Source organism: Allobosea sp. BE125 (assembly GCF_031456075.1).
Taxonomy (GTDB): Bacteria; Pseudomonadota; Alphaproteobacteria; order Rhizobiales; family Beijerinckiaceae; genus Allobosea.
Genome location: NZ_JAVDTY010000001.1, coordinates 708,356 through 728,708, shown reverse-complemented (window position 1 = coordinate 728,708; position 20,353 = coordinate 708,356). Strand labels below are relative to the sequence as shown.

The window sequence follows — 20,353 nt, the reverse complement described above, 5'->3', positions numbered from 1 at the left end:
AAGGAAAGGGTTGCCCGCAGCCGGAGATACATGTTGGTGCGAAGAGAACTTTCTTCTCCTCTCGCCCTCCGCAGATGAACGATCTCCTGAACGCGCTCCTTCCCGGCATTTCGGCTTCCGGACTGGCGATCCTGCTGGCAGCGACCGCTCTTGGCGGAATCGTGCGCGGCTTCACCGGCTTCGGCTTCGCCATGGTCTTCATGCCGCTGGCGAGCATCGTGCTCGGGCCGGTCGCGGCGCTGGGGCTGATCTGGTTCATCGACCTGCCCTATGCGCTGCCGCTGGCGGCGCGCAGCGCCAAGAACGCCGAATGGCGCGAGGTGCTGCCGCTGCTCGCCACCGCGACGCTGGCGCTGCCGGCCGGCATCTGGCTCCTGATCTGGCTCGATCGCGAGACCATGCGCTGGATCCTGGCCGGGCTCGTGCTCACCGCGGTCGCGCTGATGGCCTCGGGCTGGCGCTATCACGGCCGGCCGGGCATCCCGCTTTCGCTCGGCGTCGGTGTGCTGTCGGGGTTGTTCAACGGCATGGCGAGCATCGGCGGCATGCCGCTCGCGGTGTTCTGGCTGGGCGCGCAGCGCAATGACAAGCACAAGACACGCGCCAACCTGCAAACCTTCTTCGGCATATCGACGCTGATCGGCGGCACGATCCTGTGGCTGAACGGCATTCTGACGAGCGGGGCCGCGCTGATGGCGCTGCCGCTCTGCGCCGTCTATGGCGTGGGTCTCTGGGCCGGCACGCATGGCTTCAGGCTGGCCTCGGACGCCGCCTTCCGCCGTATCGCCTATCTCGTCATTTTCCTGAGCGCGCTGGTCAGCCTGCCGGTATGGGATGGGCTGATCGGGCGCTGAGCCGCGCCCGTCATGCTCGGGCTTGACCCGAGCATCTCTTGCCGGATGAGCCTCATTCTGCCTGAGATTCTCGGGTCAAGCCCGAGAATGACGGCTTAGCCGCTCAGGCTGCGCCGAGCTTGGCCATCACCTCGTCGGCGATCTCGAAATTGGCGAAGACGTTCTGGACGTCGTCGTCATTGTCGAGCGCTTCCATCAAACGCATCATCGAGGCGGCCTTTTCCTCGTCGAGCGGCGCCGTCGTCGTCGGCCGCCAGACCGGCTTGGCCGAGGCCGGCGCGCCCAGCGCCGCTTCCAGCGCCTTCGAGACCTCGTTCAGCGCATCGAAAGCGCACAGGATGGTGTGGCCGTTCTCGTCGCTGATGACATCGTCGGCGCCGGCTTCGATCGCCGCTTCCATGAGCTTGTCGGCATCGCCCGCCTCAACCGGATAGCTGATCTCGCCAACGCGGTTGAACATGAACGAGACGGAGTTGCTCTCGCCCATCGCTCCGCCAGACTTGGTGAAGTAGGAGCGAACGGCCGATGCAGTGCGGTTGCGGTTATCGGTCAGCGCCTCGACGATGACGGCAGCGCCGCCCGGCCCATAGCCCTCGTAGCGGACCTCGTCATAATTATCGCCCTCGCCGCCGGCCGCCTTGTTGATGGCGCGCTGGATATTGTCCTTGGGCATGTTCTCGGCGCGCGCGGCCAGCACGGCCATGCGCAGGCGCGGGTTCATGTTCGGATCGGGCATGCCCATCTTGGCGGCAACTGTGATTTCGCGGCCCAGCTTCGAGAACAGCTTGGCGCGCACGGCGTCCTGCTTGCCCTTGCGGTGCATGATGTTCTTGAACTGGGAATGGCCGGCCATGGCAATTCAGCCTCTGCTGTCACGTCTGCGCACATCGCCTGGCCCGTCTTGCGGCGGCCATGGCGGAGACCGGCCTTATAAGCGCCGGCTCCGGCGACAGGCAAGCCAGGGGGATAAGAGCCGCCGCACCGGCCCCGGCGAACCGCAATTGCGCATGATCGCCCCGCCCTGGCGGTTCTGTTAAGTCAATATTTGCCATGAGCTTCCAAAGTCGTCCGCGTGCCGAGGAGCGGCGCGCGAAGAACCCGGACTTCATGACGACTCTTTCCACCAACCCGATCGCCCAACAGGAGACGCGCTTCCGCGCCTTCCAGATCGAACCGTTCGACCTCAAGCTCCTGCACCAGCAATCGCAGTTCGCCAGGATGCGGCTGCCCACGCTGCTGGAGGAATTGCATCCCCAGTTCGATCCTTGGCCGGAAACCGCGCGGGCGCTGCGCCTGCCCGAGGTGCATGCCCTGCGCCTCGCCCACTGGATCAAGCTGGCTTCGGGCGAACTCGACGACGGCTTCATGGAATCGGCGCATCGTCTCGCCGTCGCCTTTCATGATCACGGCGTCCCCGCCTATGCGGTCGTCATCTGCCACGCCATCGTCTCGAACCGGATCGGAGCCGAACTGGGCCTCGACCGCGATGCGCTGCGGGCGATGAACGGCTTCTGGCGCCGCAACGAATTCCGCCGGCGCATCGCGCTGCGCGCCGCGCTCAACAAGGCCGCCCAGCTCGACCTCGAGCTGCTGCTGGAAACCTATGCCGAGGTGCAGCGCCTAAGCAGCGAGCGCGCCACGACCGAATTCGCCGCCTTCGGGGTCACCGTGCGCGAGGTCGTCGGCGCGGTGAACTCCGGCGCCGGCACCGTAGAGGCCATGGCTAGGACCATGAACGGCGTGGTCCAGGACACCGGTACCCAGGCGATCGTCGCCTCGCAGGCCTCCGACGCCGCCTCGACCAATGTCCACAGCGTCGCGGGCGCGGCCGAGGAATTGTCGATCTCGCTCGATCAGGTCGCGATCGAGGTGTCGCGCGCCGCCACCATGGCCCATGACGCCAACGCCGCCGCGCTCGAGACCGACATCATCGTCAAGAGCCTGGCGCATTCGGCGCAGACCATCGGCTCCATCGTCGAGATGATCCGCACCATCGCCGCCCAGACCAACATGCTGGCGCTGAACGCCACGATCGAGGCCGCCCGCGCCGGCGAGGCCGGGCGCGGCTTCGCGGTCGTCGCAACAGAGGTGAAGCAGCTCTCCGCCCGCACCGCGCAGGCGACCGACGAAATCGCAGCCCAGGTGCCCTCGATGCAGCTGGCGACCCATGAAGCCGTCGCCGCGATCGAGCGCATCGTCTCCTTCGTCCGGCAGATGGACCAGACCACGACCACTGTCGCCAGCGGCATCGAGGAACAGCGCGCCGCGACGCAGGAGATCGCCCGCAGCGTCACTCTCGCCGCCCAGAGCACCGAAGAGGTGGCGCAAAGCGTCAGCGGCGTCAGCCTGATGGCGCAGGAGGCCGGCAGCAGCGTCGGCGACGTGCTCAACCTCGCCGGCACATTGGCCGCCAAGGCCGCGTCGCTCGCCGATGCCTTCGATCACCTGATGCAGCGCAATCGCGCCGCCTGAAGCGGCTTACAGCATCAGACCGAATATCATCTTCGGTCTGAGCCGATCAGGCGCGCTCCCAGCCGACGGGCACCGCCTCGCTCAGATGCGGGCCCAGCCGGACCGGCCAGACCGCCTTCGCCAACCCCGTCGCATCGTCGATCTCGACGGCGACGCCAGAGAGCGTGCCCTCGCCGCTGGCGGGCTCGAGCCGCGCGCCCGGCGTCTTCTGCAGGAAACGCCGGACCGGCTCGTCCTTGTGCATGCCGAGCACCGAATCATAGTCACCGCACATGCCGGCATCGGACTGGAAGGCGGTGCCGCCGGGCAGGACGCGCGTGTCGGCGGTCGGCGCATGGGTGTGGGTGCCGACGACGAGGCTCGCACGGCCATCAAGGAAATAGCCCATCGCCTGCTTCTCGCTCGTCGCCTCCGCATGGAAATCGACGATCACCGCATCCGCGACCTCGCCCAGCGGGCAGGCCGAAAGCTCCCGCGCCACAGCGGCGAAGGGATCGTCGAGAGCATCCATGAAGATGCGCCCCATCGCATTGACGACGAGCACCCGCGCGCCATTGGCAGCTTCGATCACGGTCGCGCCGCGTCCCGGCGTACCCGTCGGGTAGTTCGCGGGGCGCACCAGCCGGTCCTGGCGCTCGATGAAGACGAGCGCCTCGCGCTGATCCCAGGAATGATTGCCGAGCGTGACCGCGTCCGCACCCGCCGCAAGCAGTTCGTCGCAGATCGCCTCGGTGATGCCGAAGCCGCCCGCCGCGTTCTCGCCGTTGATCACGACGCAGTCGAGGCCCCAGCGCTGGCGCAGGGCCGGCAGACGCTCCTGCACCGCGACCCGCCCGGGGCGGCCGACGACATCGCCGAGGAAGAGAAAACGCATGGGATGAGAACTCGGATGGCTGCGAGGCGTCCTCCGTCGCGCGAATGCGCGACAGAATCAACCGCAGCGTATCGCTTCCCGTTCGGTCACCACCCAGTCGAGCCTGCGATCATGCGGCTCGTCTGGCACCGCCTCGATCTCCTGCACAGCATAGGCGATGCCGATGCTCGTGACGGGACCGAGTTCGGTGAGCGCCCGGTCGTAATAGCCTTTGCCATAGCCGATGCGGAAACCGCGTCGATCGAAGGCGGCGAGCGGAACCAGCAGGATCCCCGGCTTGACCTCGGTTTGGCTCGGTTCGGGAACAAGCGTCCCGAAACCGCCCGGCACGATCGGCTCCCACGGCGCCCAACGCCGGAACAGCATGGCGCCCGAGACGATGGCGGGAAGGCACAGCGGCATGCCCTGCGTGTGCAGCGCCTCCAGGATCGGGCGCGGATCGGCCTCCGAGCGCATCGGCCAATAGGCCGAGACCGGGCCCTCTCCCGACAGAACCGGCAGCGCCAGCACCCGTTCGGCGATCACCGGGTCCCATTCCAGCCGGTCGTCGATCTCCAGCGCGTCGCGACGCGCCAGGGCGGCCTCGCGCAGGGCGGCTTTCCTGTGGGCGGCGCTGTCGGAGAGTGCGTTGGTCATGATGGGAAGTACGGAGCCACCTTGGCCGTGGAGATTTCGATCCCGGGACACCTACTAAAGTAGGTGGGCGCCGTGTGTCCGGGTCCAGGGACCCGGTCAGGGACAGCTCCCTAGGGAGTCGTATGGGCCCGGGAATACAGTTCTCGCACGCACCAGGCAGCCCCGCATCCGCAATGTAAGATGCGCGCCGGCAAAGCGCCAGTGGGCATCTCGGCCGGAACGCGTTTCAGTTCGGATGTCCACAGTCGGGAGAAGCACCACTGAGGATGGCGCTCCGCAGGCGTTACTCCGTCGCGAAATAGACCAGCGCCGCGACCGGGAGCGCAAAACCGATCCAGGAAGCGAGCGGCCATCCGCCCTGCGCGAAGGCCCAGCCGCCAAGCCCCGAGCCGATCGCACCGCCGGCGAAGAAAGTCGCCATATAGAGCCCGTTGAGGCGGCTGCGATGCTCGGCTCCAAGCGCGAAGATCGCGCGCTGCCCCAGCACCAGATTGGTCGAGACGCCGAAATCGAGCAGGATCGCGGCCGCCACCAACAGCCCGAGCGCCCAGCTCGAGCCAGCCTCGCCAAGATGGGTCATCGCGAAAGCGACCGCGACGGAAAGCATGGCGAAGACGCTGGCCGACCTCGTCCAGCCGCGGTCGGCAAGCCGCCCGGCGATCGGCGAGGCGACGGCGCCCGCCACGCCCGCCAGCGCGAACAAGGCGATGCCGGTCTGCGAGAGCTGGAACACCGGCCCGGCCAACAGCAACGGCGTCGTGGTCCAGAACAGGCTGAAGGCCGCGAACAGGCAGGCCTGATAGAGCGCGCGCCGTTGCAGGATCGGCGTCGTCGCCGCCAGATGGCCCATCGAGGCCAGCAGCTCGCCATAGCGGAGCTTCGCCACCGGCACACGGCGCGGCAGGGTCCGCCAGAGGAGCAGGGCGAGTGCGACCATCGCCCCGGCGGAGAGGAAGAACACCATGTGCCATGACGACAATCCGGCGATGAAACTGGAGACCGGGCGCGCCAGCATGATGCCGAGCATCAGCCCGCTCATGACATTGCCGACGACACGACCGCGCACCGCCTCGGGCGCCATATGCGCGGCATAGGGCACAAGCACCTGCACCGCGACGGAGCCGAGGCCGATGAACAGCGCCGCGGCGAAGAACGGCAGGGCCTCCGTCGACAGGGCCGCGCCGAGCAAGCCTAGCGTCGCGACGCCGATCATGGTGAGGGCGAGGCGGCGGTTTTCGATCAGGTCGCCCAGCGGCACGATCAGCAGCAGGCCCAGCCCATAGCCGATCTGCGTCAGGGTGACGATCAGCCCCGTCGCTTGCGCAGACAGGCCCAACGCGGCGCTGATCGGCCCGGCCAGAGGCTGGGCATAATAGATGTTGGCGGCGATCAACCCGCAGGCCATCGCCAAGACGAAGGTGATCCAGGGAGAAACCGCGCCTTCGTCAGGCGGCGCGCCTTCATTCGGTGGATTGTCGGCGGTCGCAGCGATAGCCATCAGAAGCTCCAGAATAGAGAATAATCATTTCCTAAATCGTCGAAAAATCAGGCGAGCGCCTTCATCGCGACCTCCACCACGGCCGCCATCTCGTCGCGGCTGCGGCCGGTCTTGCCGACCACGCGCATGCCCTGGAGCAGGCAGAGCAGCAGCCTGGCAGTGGCCGCGCTGTCGATATGGGCCGGGATCGAGCCATCCGCCTGACCTTGCCGGATCAGGTCTGTCAGCAGCACCTCATTCCTGTCGAGGCTCGCCGCGACCCGCAGTGCCACCTCGTCGTCGAAGATGGCAAGTTCCGCCGCGCTGCCGACGATCAGGCAGCCCTGCCGACCTTCGGCGCCATGCGAGGCCTCGGCATAGAAGGCCAGGACCTTGCGCATACGCTCGAGCCCCGTCCCGCCGGCACCGATGGCGGCCTGCAGCTTTTCTGCGCGCACAGCCTTGTTGCGGTCGAACGCGGCCAAGAACACCGCCCGCTTGTCCTTGAAGGCCTTGTAGACGCTGCCCTGGGCCAGTTGCATGGCCTCGGTCAAGTCACCGATCGAGGTGGCGTGATAGCCGCGCTTGCAGAAGACCCGCACGGCCTTGTCGAGCGCATCATTCATATCGAATTCGCGCGGCCGGCCACGGCTGCGCGAGACGGAGATCGATGCGGATGGGGCGATATCGGCCATGTCCCATTTATAGGAAACGATCATTTCCGAATCAAGGCCGATCTGGAGAAACCGCTTCCCCGGCTTCGCCTCCCTACCCGGCCACCCGATCAGCACATCCCCGCAGCTCGGCCAGTTGCTCCGGCGTCAGGACGCGTTTCGGCACCATCTGGAACAGGCGCGGCGCCTGGTAAAACAAGAAGATCTCGGCATTCTCGGCCCGCTTGAGATAATGATCCCAGGGCGTCAGCCACTCGCCGCCATCGCTCGTCACCTTCAGCCCCGCTTCCGACCATGACCAGGTGAGCGGCTGCTGGAGCGATTTCTGCTTCCGAAAAGTCTTCCGCGCTATGTCCGGCGCGAACAGGAAATAGCTCAGGAACGGCATCAGCAGCAGAAAGAACGCGAAGAGGTGAACGATACCGGCGAAAGTCCCGAACGACCAGCCGCTGGCATAGTCGGAGACGATGAACAGCACGTAGAGCAGCACACCTGCAGCGATCACGGCGAGCCGGAAACGGTCCCGGTAAAAGTTCAGCACATGCAGCTTGTTTGCCGCCACATAGTCGTCCGCCGTCAGGGTGAAGCTCACCGAACGGTTCATATCAGCCGGCATTCAGGAACTCCCGGCGGCTTCGCAGGCAGCCGCGGAACCATGTGATCGAAAGCCCGGCACTATCAGCCGACAGGCGCCGGGACCAGGCTGCGCGCCACGCCCTCGATGCGCTCGGCCGCCGCCATCAGCGCCTCGGCCGCACGATCCTCGACCTCGCTCAGGCGATGATCGGCCGCACCGGCATCGCCCTGCACGGCGGCCAATTGCCTCTCCATGGCAGCGACGCGTTGCCTGAGCTCGGAGACCTCGTCGGCGACCATCAGCGCCGCCATCACATGCAGGCGCATGTCGCCGATCTCGCCGAAGGCCTGGCGCATCTCGTCGATCTTGCCGTCATAGAGCCGGGCCAGCGCCTCCAGATGCGGCTCCTCGCCCTCCCCGCAGGCCATGCGATAGGCCTTCCCGGCGATGGTGACGTTGACTTGCGGCATGGTCGCCCCCGCTCAATGATCCAGATGAGGCATCTCGGCCTGCGCACGCGTGATCACCGCGCCGATGACGTTCATCGCCCGCTCCAGCCGCTGATCGACATCGGTGGCAGCACTTTCGACCTCGCCGAGCCGGGAGACGGCGCCGTCGAGCTCGGCGGCGAGCCGGGCGCGGTCGTCCTGCATCAGGGTCAGTTCCGTCTCGAGATTGGCGCGCCCGCGTTCCGCCTCGATGCGGCGGCGGGCGGCGGCTTCAAGCTGTCCCAACGCGCCGTCGAGGCGCGCGAGCGCATTCTCCAGCATCAGGCTCGCCACCGTCTTTCCTCCTCCAGAACGAAGCCGGCTCACTCGATTCGCGACACTAGCGCATCTGCGGGCGAAACGTGAATCGCAAGCCCAGCCAGGAGCCGCCCGATCCCAAAGGCTTGCGCGCAGTTGCTCAGCCACCGTCTCGGGCCCGGTCTTGCCGCTCGCATGGCCGAAACGCCTGAGGGGCGAATTGACTCAGGTCGATCCGGCAGCCTAATCGAGCCCGGTCGGCAATCGGCCGAGATCATACATAGCGACCGCCGTCGCCCCGTCCTTGGAACGGGAGCCGGCCGCGGCCTTGCCCCATCCGCCGGCGGGAGCCTGAAATACCATGACATCGATCGACCGGAGCCAGCACGACAAGCTCGCCAACGCCATTCGCTCCCTCGCCATGGATGGCGTCGAGCAGGCGAAATCGGGCCATCCAGGCCTGCCGATGGGTGCCGCCGATGTTGCGACCGTGCTGTTCACCCGCGTCATGAAGTATGACGCCGCCGATCCGCGCTGGCCCGACCGCGACCGCTTCGTGCTCTCGGCCGGCCATGGCTCGATGCTGCTTTACGCCCTGCTCTATCTCACCGGCGTGCCGGGCATGGAGCTCGACGATCTGAAGAAGTTCCGCCAGCTCGACTCCAAGACGCCGGGCCACCCCGAGAACTTCATGACCGCCGGCATCGAGACCACAACTGGCCCGCTCGGCCAGGGCCTCGCCACCGCCGTCGGCATGGCCATGGCCGAGCGCATGCTCGCCGCCGAGTTCGGCAAGAAGGTCGTCGACCACCACACCTATGTGCTCGCCTCCGACGGCGACCTGATGGAAGGCATCAGCCACGAGGCCATTGCGCTCGCCGGCCATCACAAGCTGAACAAGCTGATTGTGATGTGGGACGATAACGGCATCTCGATCGACGGCCCGCTGACGATCTCCGACTCGGTCGACCAGGTCGCGCGCTTCAAGGCCTGCGGCTGGCGCTCCGAGCGCATCGACGGGCACGACCCCGAGGCGATCGAGGCCGCAATCCGCCGCGCCCAGAAGTCGAACAAGCCGACCATGATCGCCTGCAAGACCGTGATCGGCTTCGGCGCGCCCAAGAAGGCCGGCACCTCCAAGGCGCATGGCGAACCGCTCGGCGCGGAAGAGCTTGCCGCCGCCAAAAAGGCGCTCGGCATCACCGGCGGCCCCTTCGAGGTCGCGGCCGATGTGCTCAAGGCCTGGCGCGGCTTCGGCGCCGCAGGTGTGGCCGCCCATAAGGAATGGAAGGAACGCTTCGCCGCGCTCTCCGAGCGCAAGCGCGTCGAGTTCGATCGCCGCCTCGCCCACAAGGTCCCCGCCAAGCTCGACAAGGTGATCCTCGGCCATAAGAAGGCGCTGATCGCCAGCCCCGTCACCATCGCGACGCGCAAGGCCTCCGAGCTCGCGCTCGACGTGATCGAGCCGGTGATGCCCGAACTGGTCATGGGCTCGGCCGACCTGACGCCTTCGAACAACACCCGGGCCAAGGGCGCCGAGGACTTCACGATCAAGACGCCCAAGGGGCGTTATGTCCGCTATGGCATCCGCGAGCACGCAATGGCAGCCGCGATGAACGGCATCACGCTGCATGGCGGCTTCCGCACCGGCGGCGGCACCTTCCTGGTCTTTGCCGACTATGCCCGCCCCTCGATGCGGCTCGCCGCGCTGATGGGCCTGCCGGTCGTCTATGTCATGACCCATGACTCGATCGGCCTGGGCGAGGACGGCCCGACCCATCAGCCGGTCGAGCAGATCGCCTCGCTGCGCTGCATGCCGAACATGCATGTCTTCCGCCCGGCCGATGCGATCGAGACCGCCGAAGCCTGGCAGTTCGCGCTGGAGAACACCAAGGGGCCGACCGTGCTCGCCCTGTCGCGCCAGAATCTCGCCCAGCTGCGCACCGATGCGACCGCGACCAACCGCTCTGCCAAGGGCGGCTACGAACTGCTCGCGGCCGAGGGCGGCAAGGCCCAGGTCTCGCTCTTCGCTTCAGGTTCCGAACTCGAGATCGCGGTCGCGGCGCGCAAGCTCCTCGCCGAGAAGGGCGTGCGCGCCCGCGTCGTCTCCGTGCCGTCGCTGGAGCTGCTGCTGGCCCAGGACGAGTCCACGCAGAGCGCCATCATCGGCTCCGCGCCGATCAAGATCGCGATCGAGGCCGGCGTCCGTTTCGGCTGGGATGCCGTGATCGGCCATGATGGCGGCTTCATCGGCATGCACTCCTTCGGAGCCAGTGGCCCCTATAAGGAGGTCTACAAGCATTTCGGCATTACGCCTGACGCAGTGGTCGAAGCCGCAATGAAGCGCCATAACGCCTGACGCTTGCGAAACAGGGCAGATATTCCCGCAATGGGCCTTGCGTTCGGTCATCGTTTGGCCGATTTGCCCGCGTGTATGACGGCCCAGACGCCGAAACCCGGCGAAGGAGAGGATTGAGATGACGGTCAAGGTGGCGATCAACGGCTTCGGCCGCATCGGGCGCAATGTCCTGCGCGCGATCATCGAGTCGAAGCGCAAGGATATCGAGGTCGTGGCAATCAACGATCTCGGCCCTGTCGAGACCAACGCCCATCTCTTCCGCTTCGATTCAGTCCATGGCCGCTTCCCCGGCACCGTGACCGTCTCGGGCGACACGATCGATGTCGGCCGCGGGCCGATCAAGGTCACTGCGATCCGCGATCCCAAGGACCTGCCGCACAAGGCGCTCGGCGTCGACATCGCCTTCGAATGCACCGGCATCTTCACGACCAAGGACAAGGCTTCGGCGCATCTCGCCGCCGGCGCCAAGCGCGTCCTGGTCTCGGCTCCCTGCGACGGCGCAGATCTGACCGTGGTCTACGGCGTGAACCATCACGAGCTGACCAAGGACCATGTCATCGTCTCGAACGCATCCTGCACCACGAACTGCCTGGCTCCGCTGGTGCGCGTGCTGCATGACGCTGTCGGCATCGACAAGGGCTTCATGACCACCGTCCATGCCTATACCGGCGACCAGCCGACGCTGGATACGATGCACAAGGATCTCTACCGCGGCCGCGCCGCTGCCATGTCGATGATCCCGACCTCGACCGGCGCCGCCAAGGCGATCGGCCTCGTCATCCCCGAGCTCAAGGGCCGGCTCGATGGCGTGTCGGTGCGCGTTCCCTGCCCGAACGTCTCGATGGTCGACTTCAAATTCATCTCGAAGCGCAAGACCACGGTCGAGAAGATCAACGAGGCGATCCTGAAGGCCAGCAAGCGCGGGCCGCTCAAGGGCATCCTGGCCGTCACCGACCAGCCCAATGTCTCGATCGACTTCAACCACGATCCGGCCTCGTCGACCTTCGCGCTCGACCAGACCAAGGTCATGGACGACAAGTTCGTCAGCGTGATGTCCTGGTACGACAATGAATGGGGCTTCTCGAACCGCATGAGCGACACCGCCGTCGCCATGGCCAAGCTGCTCTGATCCAACCCGAGCGATGCCGCGCCCATCTGGGCGCGGCCTTCCCTGTTTTCCTCGCATGAACGGACACCCCATGGCCAAGATCGAGCCGACCGTCGCAGCCCCGGCCAGCGCCGCCGAGCCGACCATCGTCACGCCGGCACCGTCCTATGGCACGCCTTACGTTGTCGGCAGCGCGACGCCGGCCGCGGAGACGCCCGCAAGCGAGCCGCGCGGGCTCGACCAGCTCTCCCGCATCGAGGAGAAGGCGGCGCGCATCGAGGAGAAGTTCGCCCGCTACGAGGCCGTGCTGACCCGCGCCGAGGCCTCGCTGGAGCGCAGCGCCCACAAGGTCGACAGCGCCGCCGCAACCCTGGATTTCGCCAGCATCCGCGACGAGGTCGCCGCCCTGCGCCAGCGCGTCGATGCGACGCCGCGCTTCGGGGCGCTGTTCGTCACCGGCCTTGCCACCGCGGTGCTGACGGTCCTGCTCACCGTGCTTGTGCTCAAATTCGGCGTGCCGGGCCTGTTCGGCGGCTTGCTGTCGCGATGAGCTTTCGGCCCGTCCAATGCCTCCAAGCGAGACGCAGCGTCCGCTGGCAGGCGCTGGGCGGGGAAGGGCTGGAACATCTGACGGTCTCCGCGACGGCTGAGGCCGTTCATGCCGAGGCGGTCGTGATCGGCGCGCGCGGCGGTACGCCTTACGGGGTGACTTACCGGATCGCCTGCGATCTCGATTTCTCGGTGCGATCCTTCGCGGTCTCCACGACCGATGGTCGCGGCCTCGAGATGACGCGGCGCGATGGCGCCTGGTACGACAGCCGGCGCGGCCATCTGCCCGACTTCGACAGCTGCATCGACATCGATCTGGCTGGAACGCCCTTCACGAATACACTGCCGATCCGCCGCACGGCCTGGCAAACGGGAACTGAGCGCAGCTTCACGATGCTGTATGTGTCCTTCGACACCTTCGAGCCCTCGGTTGATGCTCAGACCTATGCCTGCCTTGGCCCGCGCCTATTTCGTTACAAGGCAGCCGACCGCAGTTTCACAGCCGATCTGCCCGTCGACGAGGATGGCCTTGTCATGGATTATCCCACCCTGTTCCAACGCCTTTGAAGAGAGCGCGATGACTGCTTTCCGCACCCTCACTGACGCCGATCTCGCCGGCAAGCGCGCGCTGGTCCGCGTCGATCTCAACGTGCCGATGGAGAACGGCAAGGTCACGGACGCGACGCGCATCGAGCGCGTGCTGCCGACGATCCGCGAGATCTCCGGCAAGGGCGGCAAGGTCATCCTGCTTGCCCATTTCGGCCGCCCCAAGGGCCGTGACGCCAAGGACAGCCTGAAGCCGGTCGCGGTGGCGCTGGCCCATGCGCTCGGCCAGCCCGTCACCTTCGTCGAGGATTGCATCGGCGAGGACGTCGCCAAGGCCGTCGCAGCGGCGAAGAACGGCGAGGTCCTGCTGCTGGAGAACACCCGCTTCCACGCCGGCGACGAGAAGAACGACCCCGCCTTCGTCAAGGCGCTCGCCATCAATGGCGATCTCTTCGTCAACGACGCCTTCTCGGCGGCGCACCGCGCCCATGCCTCGACCGAAGGCCTCGCCCATGTCCTGCCAGCTTTCGCCGGCCGCTCCATGCAGGCCGAGCTCGAGGCGCTTTCTGCCGGGCTCGACAACCCTGCCCGCCCGGTGATGGCGATCGTCGGCGGCGCAAAAGTCTCAACCAAGCTCGATCTGCTCGGCAACCTGGTCAAGAAGGTCGACGTGCTCGTCATCGGCGGCGGCATGGCCAACACCTTCCTTGCCGCGCGCGGTATCGCTGTCGGCAAGTCGCTCTGCGAACACGACCTCGTCGGCACCGCCCGCGAGATCGAGGCCAAGGCCAAGGCGGCCGGCTGCGAGATCATGCTGCCGGTCGATGCGCTGGTCGCCCGCGAATTCAAGGCCCATCCCGGCCATCGCGTCATCCAGATCGGCGAGGTCGAGCCCGACGAGATGATTTTGGACGCAGGCCCCTTGAGCGTCGCCGAAGTCGTGCTCAAGCTCGACCAGGTCAAGACGCTGGTCTGGAACGGGCCTTTTGGGGCCTTCGAACTGCCGCCCTTCGACACGGCCACCGTCACCGTCGCCAAGGCCGCCGCCAAACGCGTCAAGGCCGGCCAGCTCGTCGCGGTCGCCGGCGGCGGCGACACCGTCGCGGCCATGAACCATGCCGGCGTCGCCGACGACCTGACCTATATCTCGACGGCGGGCGGCGCCTTCCTGGAATGGATGGAAGGCAAGGCTTTGCCGGGCGTCGAGGCGCTGCGGGCAGCGTGAACGACACTTACCGACTGCCTTTGCGGCAGTCGGTGTTTATGCTATGTTCTCTTCATGAGTGAGAACGCGCAGACAGCGATGTTCGAGATTTTGAAGAAGGTTCAGGGGGACTTGTCTTCGTTTCGTGCCGAGGCCAACACACGCTTCGAGCATCTTGAAGACCTCGTCCGCAAGCAGCGCCGCGACACCGCCGGCCTCCTCGTGATGGCCAAGGCCGTCACCGGCGACTTCGCCGAACAGGTTGCCGCCATCGAGGAGCGCGTCCGGGTTCTGGAAGCGCGACGCCGTTGAGCATTCACGCTACGCGCCGCTTTCGCTTTGCGTCCGCCGCCTATCCGCTCTAAATCCTCCCCAGCCCTTGAAACCGCACCGGGAGGACCTCCGTGGCCCGTATTACGCTCCGCCAGTTGCTCGATCACGCCGCCGAACATGATTACGGCGTGCCCGCCTTCAACATCAACAACATGGAGCAGGCGCTGGCCATCATGGCGGCGGCAGACGCGACCGACGCCCCCGTCATCATCCAGGCCTCGCGCGGCGCCCGCTCCTACGCCAACGACATCATGCTCAAGCACATGATGGACGCCGTCACCGAGATCTATCCGCACATCCCGGTCTGCGTGCATCTCGACCACGGCAATGAGCCGGCGACCTGCATGACCGCGATCCAGGCCGGCTTCACCTCGGTGATGATGGACGGCTCGCTCAAGGCCGACGGCAAGACGCCAGGCGACTGGGACTACAATGTCGGCGTGACCAAGACCGTGACCGAAATGGCCCATCTCGGCGGTATCTCGGTCGAGGGCGAGCTCGGCGTGCTCGGCTCGCTGGAATCAGGCGAAGGCGAGAAGGAGGACGGTCACGGATTCGAGGGCAAGCTCTCCCACGACCAGCTCCTGACCAACCCCGAGGAAGCGGTGAAATTCGTCGCCGAGACCAAGGTCGATGCGCTCGCCATCGCCATGGGCACCTCGCACGGCGCCTACAAGTTCACCCGCAAGCCCGACGGCGCGATCCTGGCGATGCATGTCATCGAGGAGATCCACAAGAAGCTGCCGAACATGCATCTCGTGATGCATGGCTCTTCGAGCGTTCCGCAGGACCTCCAGGACATCATCAACCAGTATGGCGGCAAGATGCCCCAGACCTGGGGCGTGCCGGTCGAGGAAATCCAGCGCGGCATCAAGCACGGCGTGCGCAAGATCAATATCGACACCGACAACCGCATGGCGATGACCGGCCAGATCCGGAAGATCCTCTCCGAGAACCCCGGCGAGTTCGACCCGCGCAAATACCTGAAGCCTGCCATGGAAGCGATGACGAAGCTCTGCACGCTGCGGCTGAAGGAATTCAACACCGCCGGCCAGGCAAGCAAGATCAAGCGCATCGCGACCACCGCCGAAATGGCCAAGCGCTACGCCAAGGGCGAGCTCGACCCGACCTTCGGCAAGCCGAAGGCGGCGTGAGCTTTCACGCGCATTGACTTGAAATCGAAAGGGCGTGGCGACCGATGGTCGTCACGCCCTTTTCATAGCGGCAGAAGTTGCCCTTCCCGAGGAATGCGCGGTCGTCCCGGGCGACCACAGGGAGACCCGGGACCCATGCCTGAACCTCACCGGACAAGTTCAGGCATGGGCCCCGGATCAGCGCGGCTTCGCCGCTTGTCCGGGACGACGGCGTGTTTCAGAGTAAGACGATAGCAGCCGTCCGATCCTCTACGACTTGATCAGCCCCGCCGTCCTGGGCAGCCACAGCGCGATCTCGGGGAAGAACGTCACCGCGAGCACGATCGCCAGCATCGCTACGATGAAGGGCGGGACCTCCCGGAATATCTCCGAGAGCGGCGTGCCGGTGAGCCCTGCCATGACGAAGAGCAGCAGGCCATGCGGCGGCAGCGTCAGCCCGACCATCATGTTGAGCACCACGACGATGCCGAAATGCACGAGATCGATGCCGAGGCCCTGCGCCACCGGCACGATCAGCGGCACGATGACGAGCAGGATCGTGACCTCGTCGAGCACGATCGCGAGCAGCAGCATCAAGAGGTCGACGATCAGCAGGAACTGCGTCGCCGAGAGATTCCAGGCCAGCAGGGTCGACTGGATCAGCTTCGGCACGCCCTCATTGGCGACCGCATAGTTGAAGACGAAGGCGCCGGCCATGATCAGCGCGATCATCGCGGTCGCCTTCACCGTATCGCCCATCACGACCAGCAATTGCGCGGGCTTGAGCGTGCGATAGACGACGAAAGCCAGGATCAGCGCATAGCTTGCCGCGATCGCGGCCGCTTCCGTCGGCGTGGTGACGCCGGAATAGATCAATCCGAGCAGGATGCCGGGCAGTGCGAGCGGCGCCAATGCCCGGCCGAAGACCGCCGGCATCGCGCCCCAAGACACCTTCTCCTCGCGCGGGAAATTGCGGCGGCGCGAGATGATCGCGATCACGCCCATCAGGGCCAGCGCCATCATCCCGGCCGGCACGAGCCCGCCCAGGAACATCGCACCGACCGAGGCATTGGCGATCAGCGCATAGAAGATCATCGGGATCGAGGTCGGCATCAGCGGCCCCAGCGTCGCCGAGACGACCGAAGTCGCCGCCGCGAAGCCGCGCGGATAGCGGCCGTTCTTGGTCATCATCCGCGCCACGATCAGGCCCGGCCCCGAGGCGTCGGCAACCGCCGAGCCGCTCATGCCGGAGAAGATCAGATTTGAGACGACATTGACCTGCGCGAGCCCACCCGGCAGATGCCCGACCATCGCCGAGCCGAAGCGCAGCAAGCGCTCGATCACCCCGCTCGCATTCATCACATTGGCGACGAAGATGAACAGCGGCACCGCGATCAGCAGATAGGAATTGTAGAGCCCGTTCATCGTCTGGTCGACGACGAGCCCGACATCCTGATGCGTCGAGATCATATAGGCGAAGCCCGCCGCCAGCATGGACAGGCCAAGCGGCGCGCCGAGCACGGCGGCGGCCGTGAAGACGCCCATCAAAACCCACAATCCGTCGGACATGCGTCCTCGTTTCCCGTCAGATATGCGAACGCCAGCGCGGCCCGAGCAGCTTGACGATCTGCCAAGCCGAGCGCGCCACCACGGCGATGAGGAAGAGGCCGAAGCAGGAATAGATCAGGTCGAGCCGCAGGTTCAAAACCGGCGTGCGCTCGCGCCAGAGGAAGGCGATGTAGTCGAGCGATCCCGGCAGCGCCCACACGAAGATGCCGCCGACGAAGACGAGCCGCGCCAGCGCCATGACGCGTTTCCAGCGCTCAGGCAGCGGCCGATAGATCAGATCGAAGGTGATCTGCTCCTTGTCGCGCACGACGAAGGCGTTGGCCCAGAAGATGATCCAGATGAACAGGATCACCGAGACTTCGTCGGCCCAGGCGGCCTCGTCATGTTCGAGATAACGGGTGATGATCTTGTAGTTGAAGATCAGGAAGACGAGCGCGAACATCAGCGCCGGGACGGCGGTCGCAAAGCGGCGCAGCCGCGCGCCCCAGCCGGCTGCACTCTCACCTTGCGCCTCCACGCCCACGCCTGTCTGCATGGCGCGTCAGGCCTCGGTGACGCGCTTGAGCCAGGCCATGTCCCAGGCCTTGGTCGCATCGGCCCCGGAATAGGCCTTGTCGGCGCCCTCGCGGAACAGAGCGAGATCGATCGCGTCGACGCTGAGACCCCTGCCCTTGAGCGCGTCGATGATGCTGGCCTCGTCGGCGAGGCGGCCATCATCGCCCGCCTTGGCGGCCTTGCGCGCCGCAGCCTGCAGGGCCGCCTGCTGCGCCGGCGCGAGCTTGGCCCAGACCGGCTTGGCGATGGCGAAGAACACCGGCTGCAGCATATGCGAGGTCAGCACGACCTGCTCGCTCACCTCGTAGAGTTTTGCGGCGTTGAAGATCGAGAGCGGGTTCTCCTGGCCGTCGACCGTGCCGGTCTTGAGCGCGAGATAGACCTCGGGCATGCCGAGCGGCAGCGGGCTCACCCCCAGCGTCCGGCCGAGCAGCAGCCATTCCGGCCCCGCCGGCATGCGCAGCTTGACCCCAGCGAGGTCCGCCGGCCCCTTGACGTTGCGCTTCGTGCGCAGGGAAACCTGCCGCGTGCCGAGATAATGCGTCGCGAGGATCTCGATGCCCATCTTCTCGGACACGGTCTTGCGGTACTCGTCACCCATCGGCCCGTCGAAGACGCGGCGCAGATGGGCATGGTCCTTGAACAGATAGCCGCGGTTGAAAAAGCCGAGCTCGGCTATTTGCTGGGCCACCTCGAAGGTGGTCATCGTGCTCATTTCGAGGTTGCCGCGCTGCAGCGCCTGCACCTCGGTGCCTTGCTTGAACAAGGTCGAGGCGGTGTGGACGCTGACGTTCAGCGCAGCCGAACTGCCGTCGATCTCAGCCTTCAGCGAGTCGAGCGCTTTGGCCAGGAAATCGCTCGGCGGGGCCGCAGTCGAGATGCGGACCTGCACGGGCGCCTGCGCCGCGCCCCGTCCCGCATAGCCGATGAGCGCACCAGCCAGTGCGCCTTTGATGATCCCACGCCGCGTCGTCATCGCTGTTTTCCCCTCATTATGCGTTGTGATCAGGACGTCTCGTTCACAGGCCAAAATTCACAAGCCCAACCCGCCCAGGGACTTGCCTCCATCCACGAACAAGGTCTGACCGGTGATGAATTTCGTCGCCGGCGAGGCCAGGAAGGCGATCGCGCCGGCGATGTCGTCGGGAGCGGCCGCATGCCCGCTCGGCTCCAGCGCCTGGGCCCTGGCGTATTGGTCGGCCGGCATGGCCCGCGTCATCGGTGTGTCCGTGAAGCCCGGTGCGACCGAGTTCACCGCGATCTGGCGCGACCGCAGCTCCATCGCCATGGCGCGGGTCAGGCCGATCACGCCGGCTTTCGAGGCGACGTAATGGGCGAAGTTCGTACCGCCGATGGCGGCCCGCGACGACACCGTCACGATGCGCGCGCCCGCCTGCATCCGCCGCGCGGCCTCCTGCGCCGCGATGAAGACGCCAAGCAGGTTCACATCCAGCATCATGCGGAAATCCGCATCGCTGATCTCGTCGAAGGCGCGCGGCTGATAGGCTCCGGCAACACAAATCAGCGCATCCAGCGAAGCAGGCTTCGCAATCGCCGCCGCCACCGCCGGACGGTCGCAGACATCGAGCACGCAGGTCTCGAGCCGTCCGGTCTGGCCCTGCCCGCCCAACTCCGCCAGTTTCTCCGCATCGCGATCGGCCGCGACGACATGGAAGCCATCTGCGATCAGCCGCAAGACCGTGGCGCGCCCGATGCCGGACGCGCCGCCTGTCACGAATGCGACGGGCGCGGCGGCCATCTCAAGCCGCCGCCTGGATGACGACGCTGAGCTTGCCGATGCCCTCGATCTCGGCCTCGACCGTGTCGCCCACCGAGAGGAAGGTGCCCTTGGGCACGCCGACACCGGCGGGCGTCCCGGTCAGGATCAGGTCGCCGGGGTCGAGCGTCATGATCCGCGACGCCGTCGCGATCTGCTCGGCGAGCGAGAAGATCATGTCGCTGGAGCGGCCATCCTGCTTCAACTCGCCATTGACCGCGAGCTTCAGGCCAAGATTCTGCGGATCGGCGATAGCCGAGGCCGGCACCAAGCGCGGGCCGAGCGGGCAACAGGTGTCGTTGGCCTTACCCGCCACCCAGTCGAGCTTGTAGAAGGTTTCCGGCGCGCGGTTGTGGTCGCGGGCGGAGAAGTCGATCGCCACCGTATAGCCCGCCACATGCGACAGCGCGGTTTCGACGGAGACATTGCGCGCCGTCTTGCCGATCACGGCAGCGAGTTCGATCTCCCAGTCGAATTTCTCGGTACCGATCGGCATACGCACCGTTGCACCCTCGCCGACGACCGCGTTGCGCGGCGGCTTCATGAAGAAGAACAACCGCTGTTCCTCCTTCTTGGCGCCGGGCATGCCCATCTCGGCGAGATGGTCGAAATAATTCGCGCCGGCGCAGAGGATCTTGCCGGGGTAGAGCAGCGGCGCGAGACGGCGCGAGGCCGTGACCAGATCGGCCGGATCGACCTCGGCGGCCGCGATCGCCAGAGCCCCCTCGGCACGGTCCCAATCCGCGAACAGGCCGATGACGCTGGCCTGGCCGGGAAACCCGACACGCGCCAGCGACGGCTCCAGAGCATAGAGCTTGCCGTCCACCTCGAGGCAGGCAACAGGCCCGCCCGCCATCTCGACCGTCGTCAGAGCCCACCCGGCACGCGCCATCGCCGTCATCTCCACTCA

Annotated in this window: 22 protein-coding genes and 1 other RNA gene; 9 read left to right on the top strand and 14 right to left on the bottom strand. The window is 66.3% G+C overall.

Annotated features, from left to right (window positions below):
• Nucleotides 1-74: 74 nt before the first annotated feature.
• Nucleotides 75-854, top strand: coding sequence for a sulfite exporter TauE/SafE family protein (locus J2Y55_RS03395; protein WP_310147587.1), 780 nt, complete (start codon nt 75-77; stop codon nt 852-854).
• Nucleotides 855-957: 103 nt separating this feature from the next.
• Here J2Y55_RS03395 and J2Y55_RS03390 read toward each other — a convergent pair whose 3' ends face one another.
• A complete protein-coding gene (locus J2Y55_RS03390) occupies nt 958-1,707 on the bottom strand; it encodes a YebC/PmpR family DNA-binding transcriptional regulator (RefSeq protein ID WP_310147585.1) in 750 nt (249 codons plus the stop codon).
• 254 nt (nt 1,708-1,961) lie between these two features.
• Here J2Y55_RS03390 and J2Y55_RS03385 point away from each other — a divergent pair, with 254 nt between their 5' ends.
• Nucleotides 1,962-3,326, top strand: a complete 1,365-nt coding sequence (locus J2Y55_RS03385) for a methyl-accepting chemotaxis protein (protein ID WP_310147583.1) — start codon at nt 1,962-1,964, stop codon at nt 3,324-3,326.
• A 46-nt stretch (nt 3,327-3,372) separates the two neighbouring features.
• On the opposite strand, the gene J2Y55_RS03380 is transcribed toward J2Y55_RS03385, so the two are convergent.
• From J2Y55_RS03380 to J2Y55_RS03345, 8 genes are all read right to left on the bottom strand, one after another.
• Nucleotides 3,373-4,200 carry a TIGR00282 family metallophosphoesterase gene (locus J2Y55_RS03380; protein ID WP_310147580.1) on the bottom strand — a complete coding sequence of 276 codons (828 nt, stop codon included), beginning with the start codon at nt 4,198-4,200 and terminating at the stop codon, nt 3,373-3,375.
• A 57-nt stretch (nt 4,201-4,257) separates the two neighbouring features.
• Nucleotides 4,258-4,836 (bottom strand): 5-formyltetrahydrofolate cyclo-ligase, encoded by a 579-nt coding sequence (locus tag J2Y55_RS03375; RefSeq protein ID WP_310147578.1) that lies wholly within the window; start codon nt 4,834-4,836, stop codon nt 4,258-4,260.
• A gap of 9 nt (nt 4,837-4,845) precedes the next feature.
• Nucleotides 4,846-5,002, bottom strand: a non-coding RNA gene (gene ssrS / locus J2Y55_RS03370) — 6S RNA.
• A 117-nt stretch (nt 5,003-5,119) separates the two neighbouring features.
• Nucleotides 5,120-6,334 (bottom strand): MFS transporter, encoded by a 1,215-nt coding sequence (locus J2Y55_RS03365; RefSeq protein ID WP_310147575.1) that lies wholly within the window; start codon nt 6,332-6,334, stop codon nt 5,120-5,122.
• A 47-nt stretch (nt 6,335-6,381) separates the two neighbouring features.
• Nucleotides 6,382-7,032: a TetR/AcrR family transcriptional regulator gene (locus J2Y55_RS03360; protein WP_310147573.1), complete on the bottom strand. Its 651-nt coding sequence runs from the start codon at nt 7,030-7,032 to the stop codon at nt 6,382-6,384.
• 49 nt (nt 7,033-7,081) lie between these two features.
• Nucleotides 7,082-7,603, bottom strand: a complete 522-nt coding sequence (locus tag J2Y55_RS03355; RefSeq protein WP_310147571.1) for a YcxB family protein — start codon at nt 7,601-7,603, stop codon at nt 7,082-7,084.
• Nucleotides 7,604-7,665: 62 nt separating this feature from the next.
• Nucleotides 7,666-8,034 carry a cell division protein ZapA gene (locus J2Y55_RS03350; protein WP_310147569.1) on the bottom strand — a complete coding sequence of 123 codons (369 nt, stop codon included), beginning with the start codon at nt 8,032-8,034 and terminating at the stop codon, nt 7,666-7,668.
• Nucleotides 8,035-8,046: 12 nt separating this feature from the next.
• Nucleotides 8,047-8,346: a DUF4164 family protein gene (locus J2Y55_RS03345; RefSeq protein WP_244546312.1), complete on the bottom strand. Its 300-nt coding sequence runs from the start codon at nt 8,344-8,346 to the stop codon at nt 8,047-8,049.
• 325 nt (nt 8,347-8,671) lie between these two features.
• Between J2Y55_RS03345 and tkt the strand changes: the two genes are divergently transcribed.
• The 7 genes from tkt (at nt 8,672) to fba (ending at nt 15,563) form a co-directional block, all read left to right on the top strand.
• Complete coding sequence (gene tkt / locus J2Y55_RS03340) at nt 8,672-10,669, top strand: transketolase (RefSeq protein WP_310147566.1); 1,998 nt, start codon at nt 8,672-8,674, stop codon at nt 10,667-10,669.
• A 118-nt stretch (nt 10,670-10,787) separates the two neighbouring features.
• On the top strand, nt 10,788-11,798 hold the full coding sequence (gene gap, locus J2Y55_RS03335; RefSeq protein WP_310147564.1) for a type I glyceraldehyde-3-phosphate dehydrogenase: 1,011 nt from the start codon (nt 10,788-10,790) through the stop codon (nt 11,796-11,798).
• 70 nt (nt 11,799-11,868) lie between these two features.
• Nucleotides 11,869-12,327 carry a hypothetical protein gene (locus J2Y55_RS03330; protein WP_310147562.1) on the top strand — a complete coding sequence of 153 codons (459 nt, stop codon included), beginning with the start codon at nt 11,869-11,871 and terminating at the stop codon, nt 12,325-12,327.
• Nucleotides 12,324-12,893 (top strand): putative glycolipid-binding domain-containing protein, encoded by a 570-nt coding sequence (locus J2Y55_RS03325; RefSeq protein WP_310147561.1) that lies wholly within the window; start codon nt 12,324-12,326, stop codon nt 12,891-12,893. The genes J2Y55_RS03330 and J2Y55_RS03325 overlap by 4 nt, the downstream gene beginning before the upstream one ends.
• Nucleotides 12,894-12,903: 10 nt before the next feature.
• Nucleotides 12,904-14,097, top strand: a complete 1,194-nt coding sequence (locus J2Y55_RS03320; RefSeq protein WP_310147559.1) for a phosphoglycerate kinase — start codon at nt 12,904-12,906, stop codon at nt 14,095-14,097.
• Between the two features lie 54 nt (nt 14,098-14,151).
• Nucleotides 14,152-14,388: a hypothetical protein gene (locus tag J2Y55_RS03315; protein ID WP_310147556.1), complete on the top strand. Its 237-nt coding sequence runs from the start codon at nt 14,152-14,154 to the stop codon at nt 14,386-14,388.
• Between the two features lie 92 nt (nt 14,389-14,480).
• Nucleotides 14,481-15,563: a class II fructose-bisphosphate aldolase gene (gene fba / locus J2Y55_RS03310; protein ID WP_069692981.1), complete on the top strand. Its 1,083-nt coding sequence runs from the start codon at nt 14,481-14,483 to the stop codon at nt 15,561-15,563.
• Between the two features lie 249 nt (nt 15,564-15,812).
• On the opposite strand, the gene J2Y55_RS03305 is transcribed toward fba, so the two are convergent.
• Genes J2Y55_RS03305 through J2Y55_RS03285 form a run of 5 tightly spaced genes read right to left on the bottom strand, consistent with a single transcriptional unit; the run spans nt 15,813 to nt 20,335 of the window.
• A complete protein-coding gene (locus tag J2Y55_RS03305; RefSeq protein WP_069692983.1) occupies nt 15,813-17,111 on the bottom strand; it encodes a TRAP transporter large permease in 1,299 nt (432 codons plus the stop codon).
• Between the two features lie 16 nt (nt 17,112-17,127).
• The gene (locus tag J2Y55_RS03300; protein WP_310147551.1) at nt 17,128-17,646 is read right to left on the bottom strand and encodes a TRAP transporter small permease; all 519 of its coding nucleotides are present in this window, start codon (nt 17,644-17,646) and stop codon (nt 17,128-17,130) included.
• 6 nt (nt 17,647-17,652) lie between these two features.
• Nucleotides 17,653-18,642: a TRAP transporter substrate-binding protein DctP gene (dctP, locus tag J2Y55_RS03295; RefSeq protein ID WP_310147549.1), complete on the bottom strand. Its 990-nt coding sequence runs from the start codon at nt 18,640-18,642 to the stop codon at nt 17,653-17,655.
• Nucleotides 18,643-18,699: 57 nt separating this feature from the next.
• Complete coding sequence (locus tag J2Y55_RS03290) at nt 18,700-19,425, bottom strand: SDR family NAD(P)-dependent oxidoreductase (RefSeq protein ID WP_310147547.1); 726 nt, start codon at nt 19,423-19,425, stop codon at nt 18,700-18,702.
• A 1-nt stretch (nt 19,426) separates the two neighbouring features.
• On the bottom strand, nt 19,427-20,335 hold the full coding sequence (locus tag J2Y55_RS03285) for a fumarylacetoacetate hydrolase family protein (protein WP_310147545.1): 909 nt from the start codon (nt 20,333-20,335) through the stop codon (nt 19,427-19,429).
• Nucleotides 20,336-20,353 lie beyond the last annotated feature (18 nt).

Coding starts and splice junctions, on each gene's coding strand:
- J2Y55_RS03395 (WP_310147587.1), top strand. CDS start 75: ATGAACGATCTCCTGAACGCGCTCCTTCCCGGCATTTCGGCTTCCGGA.
- J2Y55_RS03390 (WP_310147585.1), bottom strand. CDS start 1,707: ATGGCCGGCCATTCCCAGTTCAAGAACATCATGCACCGCAAGGGCAAG.
- J2Y55_RS03385 (WP_310147583.1), top strand. CDS start 1,962: ATGACGACTCTTTCCACCAACCCGATCGCCCAACAGGAGACGCGCTTC.
- J2Y55_RS03380 (WP_310147580.1), bottom strand. CDS start 4,200: ATGCGTTTTCTCTTCCTCGGCGATGTCGTCGGCCGCCCCGGGCGGGTC.
- J2Y55_RS03375 (WP_310147578.1), bottom strand. CDS start 4,836: ATGACCAACGCACTCTCCGACAGCGCCGCCCACAGGAAAGCCGCCCTG.
- J2Y55_RS03365 (WP_310147575.1), bottom strand. CDS start 6,334: ATGGCTATCGCTGCGACCGCCGACAATCCACCGAATGAAGGCGCGCCG.
- J2Y55_RS03360 (WP_310147573.1), bottom strand. CDS start 7,032: ATGATCGTTTCCTATAAATGGGACATGGCCGATATCGCCCCATCCGCA.
- J2Y55_RS03355 (WP_310147571.1), bottom strand. CDS start 7,603: ATGCCGGCTGATATGAACCGTTCGGTGAGCTTCACCCTGACGGCGGAC.
- J2Y55_RS03350 (WP_310147569.1), bottom strand. CDS start 8,034: ATGCCGCAAGTCAACGTCACCATCGCCGGGAAGGCCTATCGCATGGCC.
- tkt (WP_310147566.1), top strand. CDS start 8,672: ATGACATCGATCGACCGGAGCCAGCACGACAAGCTCGCCAACGCCATT.
- gap (WP_310147564.1), top strand. CDS start 10,788: ATGACGGTCAAGGTGGCGATCAACGGCTTCGGCCGCATCGGGCGCAAT.
- J2Y55_RS03330 (WP_310147562.1), top strand. CDS start 11,869: ATGGCCAAGATCGAGCCGACCGTCGCAGCCCCGGCCAGCGCCGCCGAG.
- J2Y55_RS03325 (WP_310147561.1), top strand. CDS start 12,324: ATGAGCTTTCGGCCCGTCCAATGCCTCCAAGCGAGACGCAGCGTCCGC.
- J2Y55_RS03320 (WP_310147559.1), top strand. CDS start 12,904: ATGACTGCTTTCCGCACCCTCACTGACGCCGATCTCGCCGGCAAGCGC.
- J2Y55_RS03315 (WP_310147556.1), top strand. CDS start 14,152: ATGAGTGAGAACGCGCAGACAGCGATGTTCGAGATTTTGAAGAAGGTT.
- J2Y55_RS03305 (WP_069692983.1), bottom strand. CDS start 17,111: ATGTCCGACGGATTGTGGGTTTTGATGGGCGTCTTCACGGCCGCCGCC.
- J2Y55_RS03300 (WP_310147551.1), bottom strand. CDS start 17,646: ATGCAGACAGGCGTGGGCGTGGAGGCGCAAGGTGAGAGTGCAGCCGGC.
- dctP (WP_310147549.1), bottom strand. CDS start 18,642: ATGACGACGCGGCGTGGGATCATCAAAGGCGCACTGGCTGGTGCGCTC.
- J2Y55_RS03290 (WP_310147547.1), bottom strand. CDS start 19,425: ATGGCCGCCGCGCCCGTCGCATTCGTGACAGGCGGCGCGTCCGGCATC.
- J2Y55_RS03285 (WP_310147545.1), bottom strand. CDS start 20,335: ATGGCGCGTGCCGGGTGGGCTCTGACGACGGTCGAGATGGCGGGCGGG.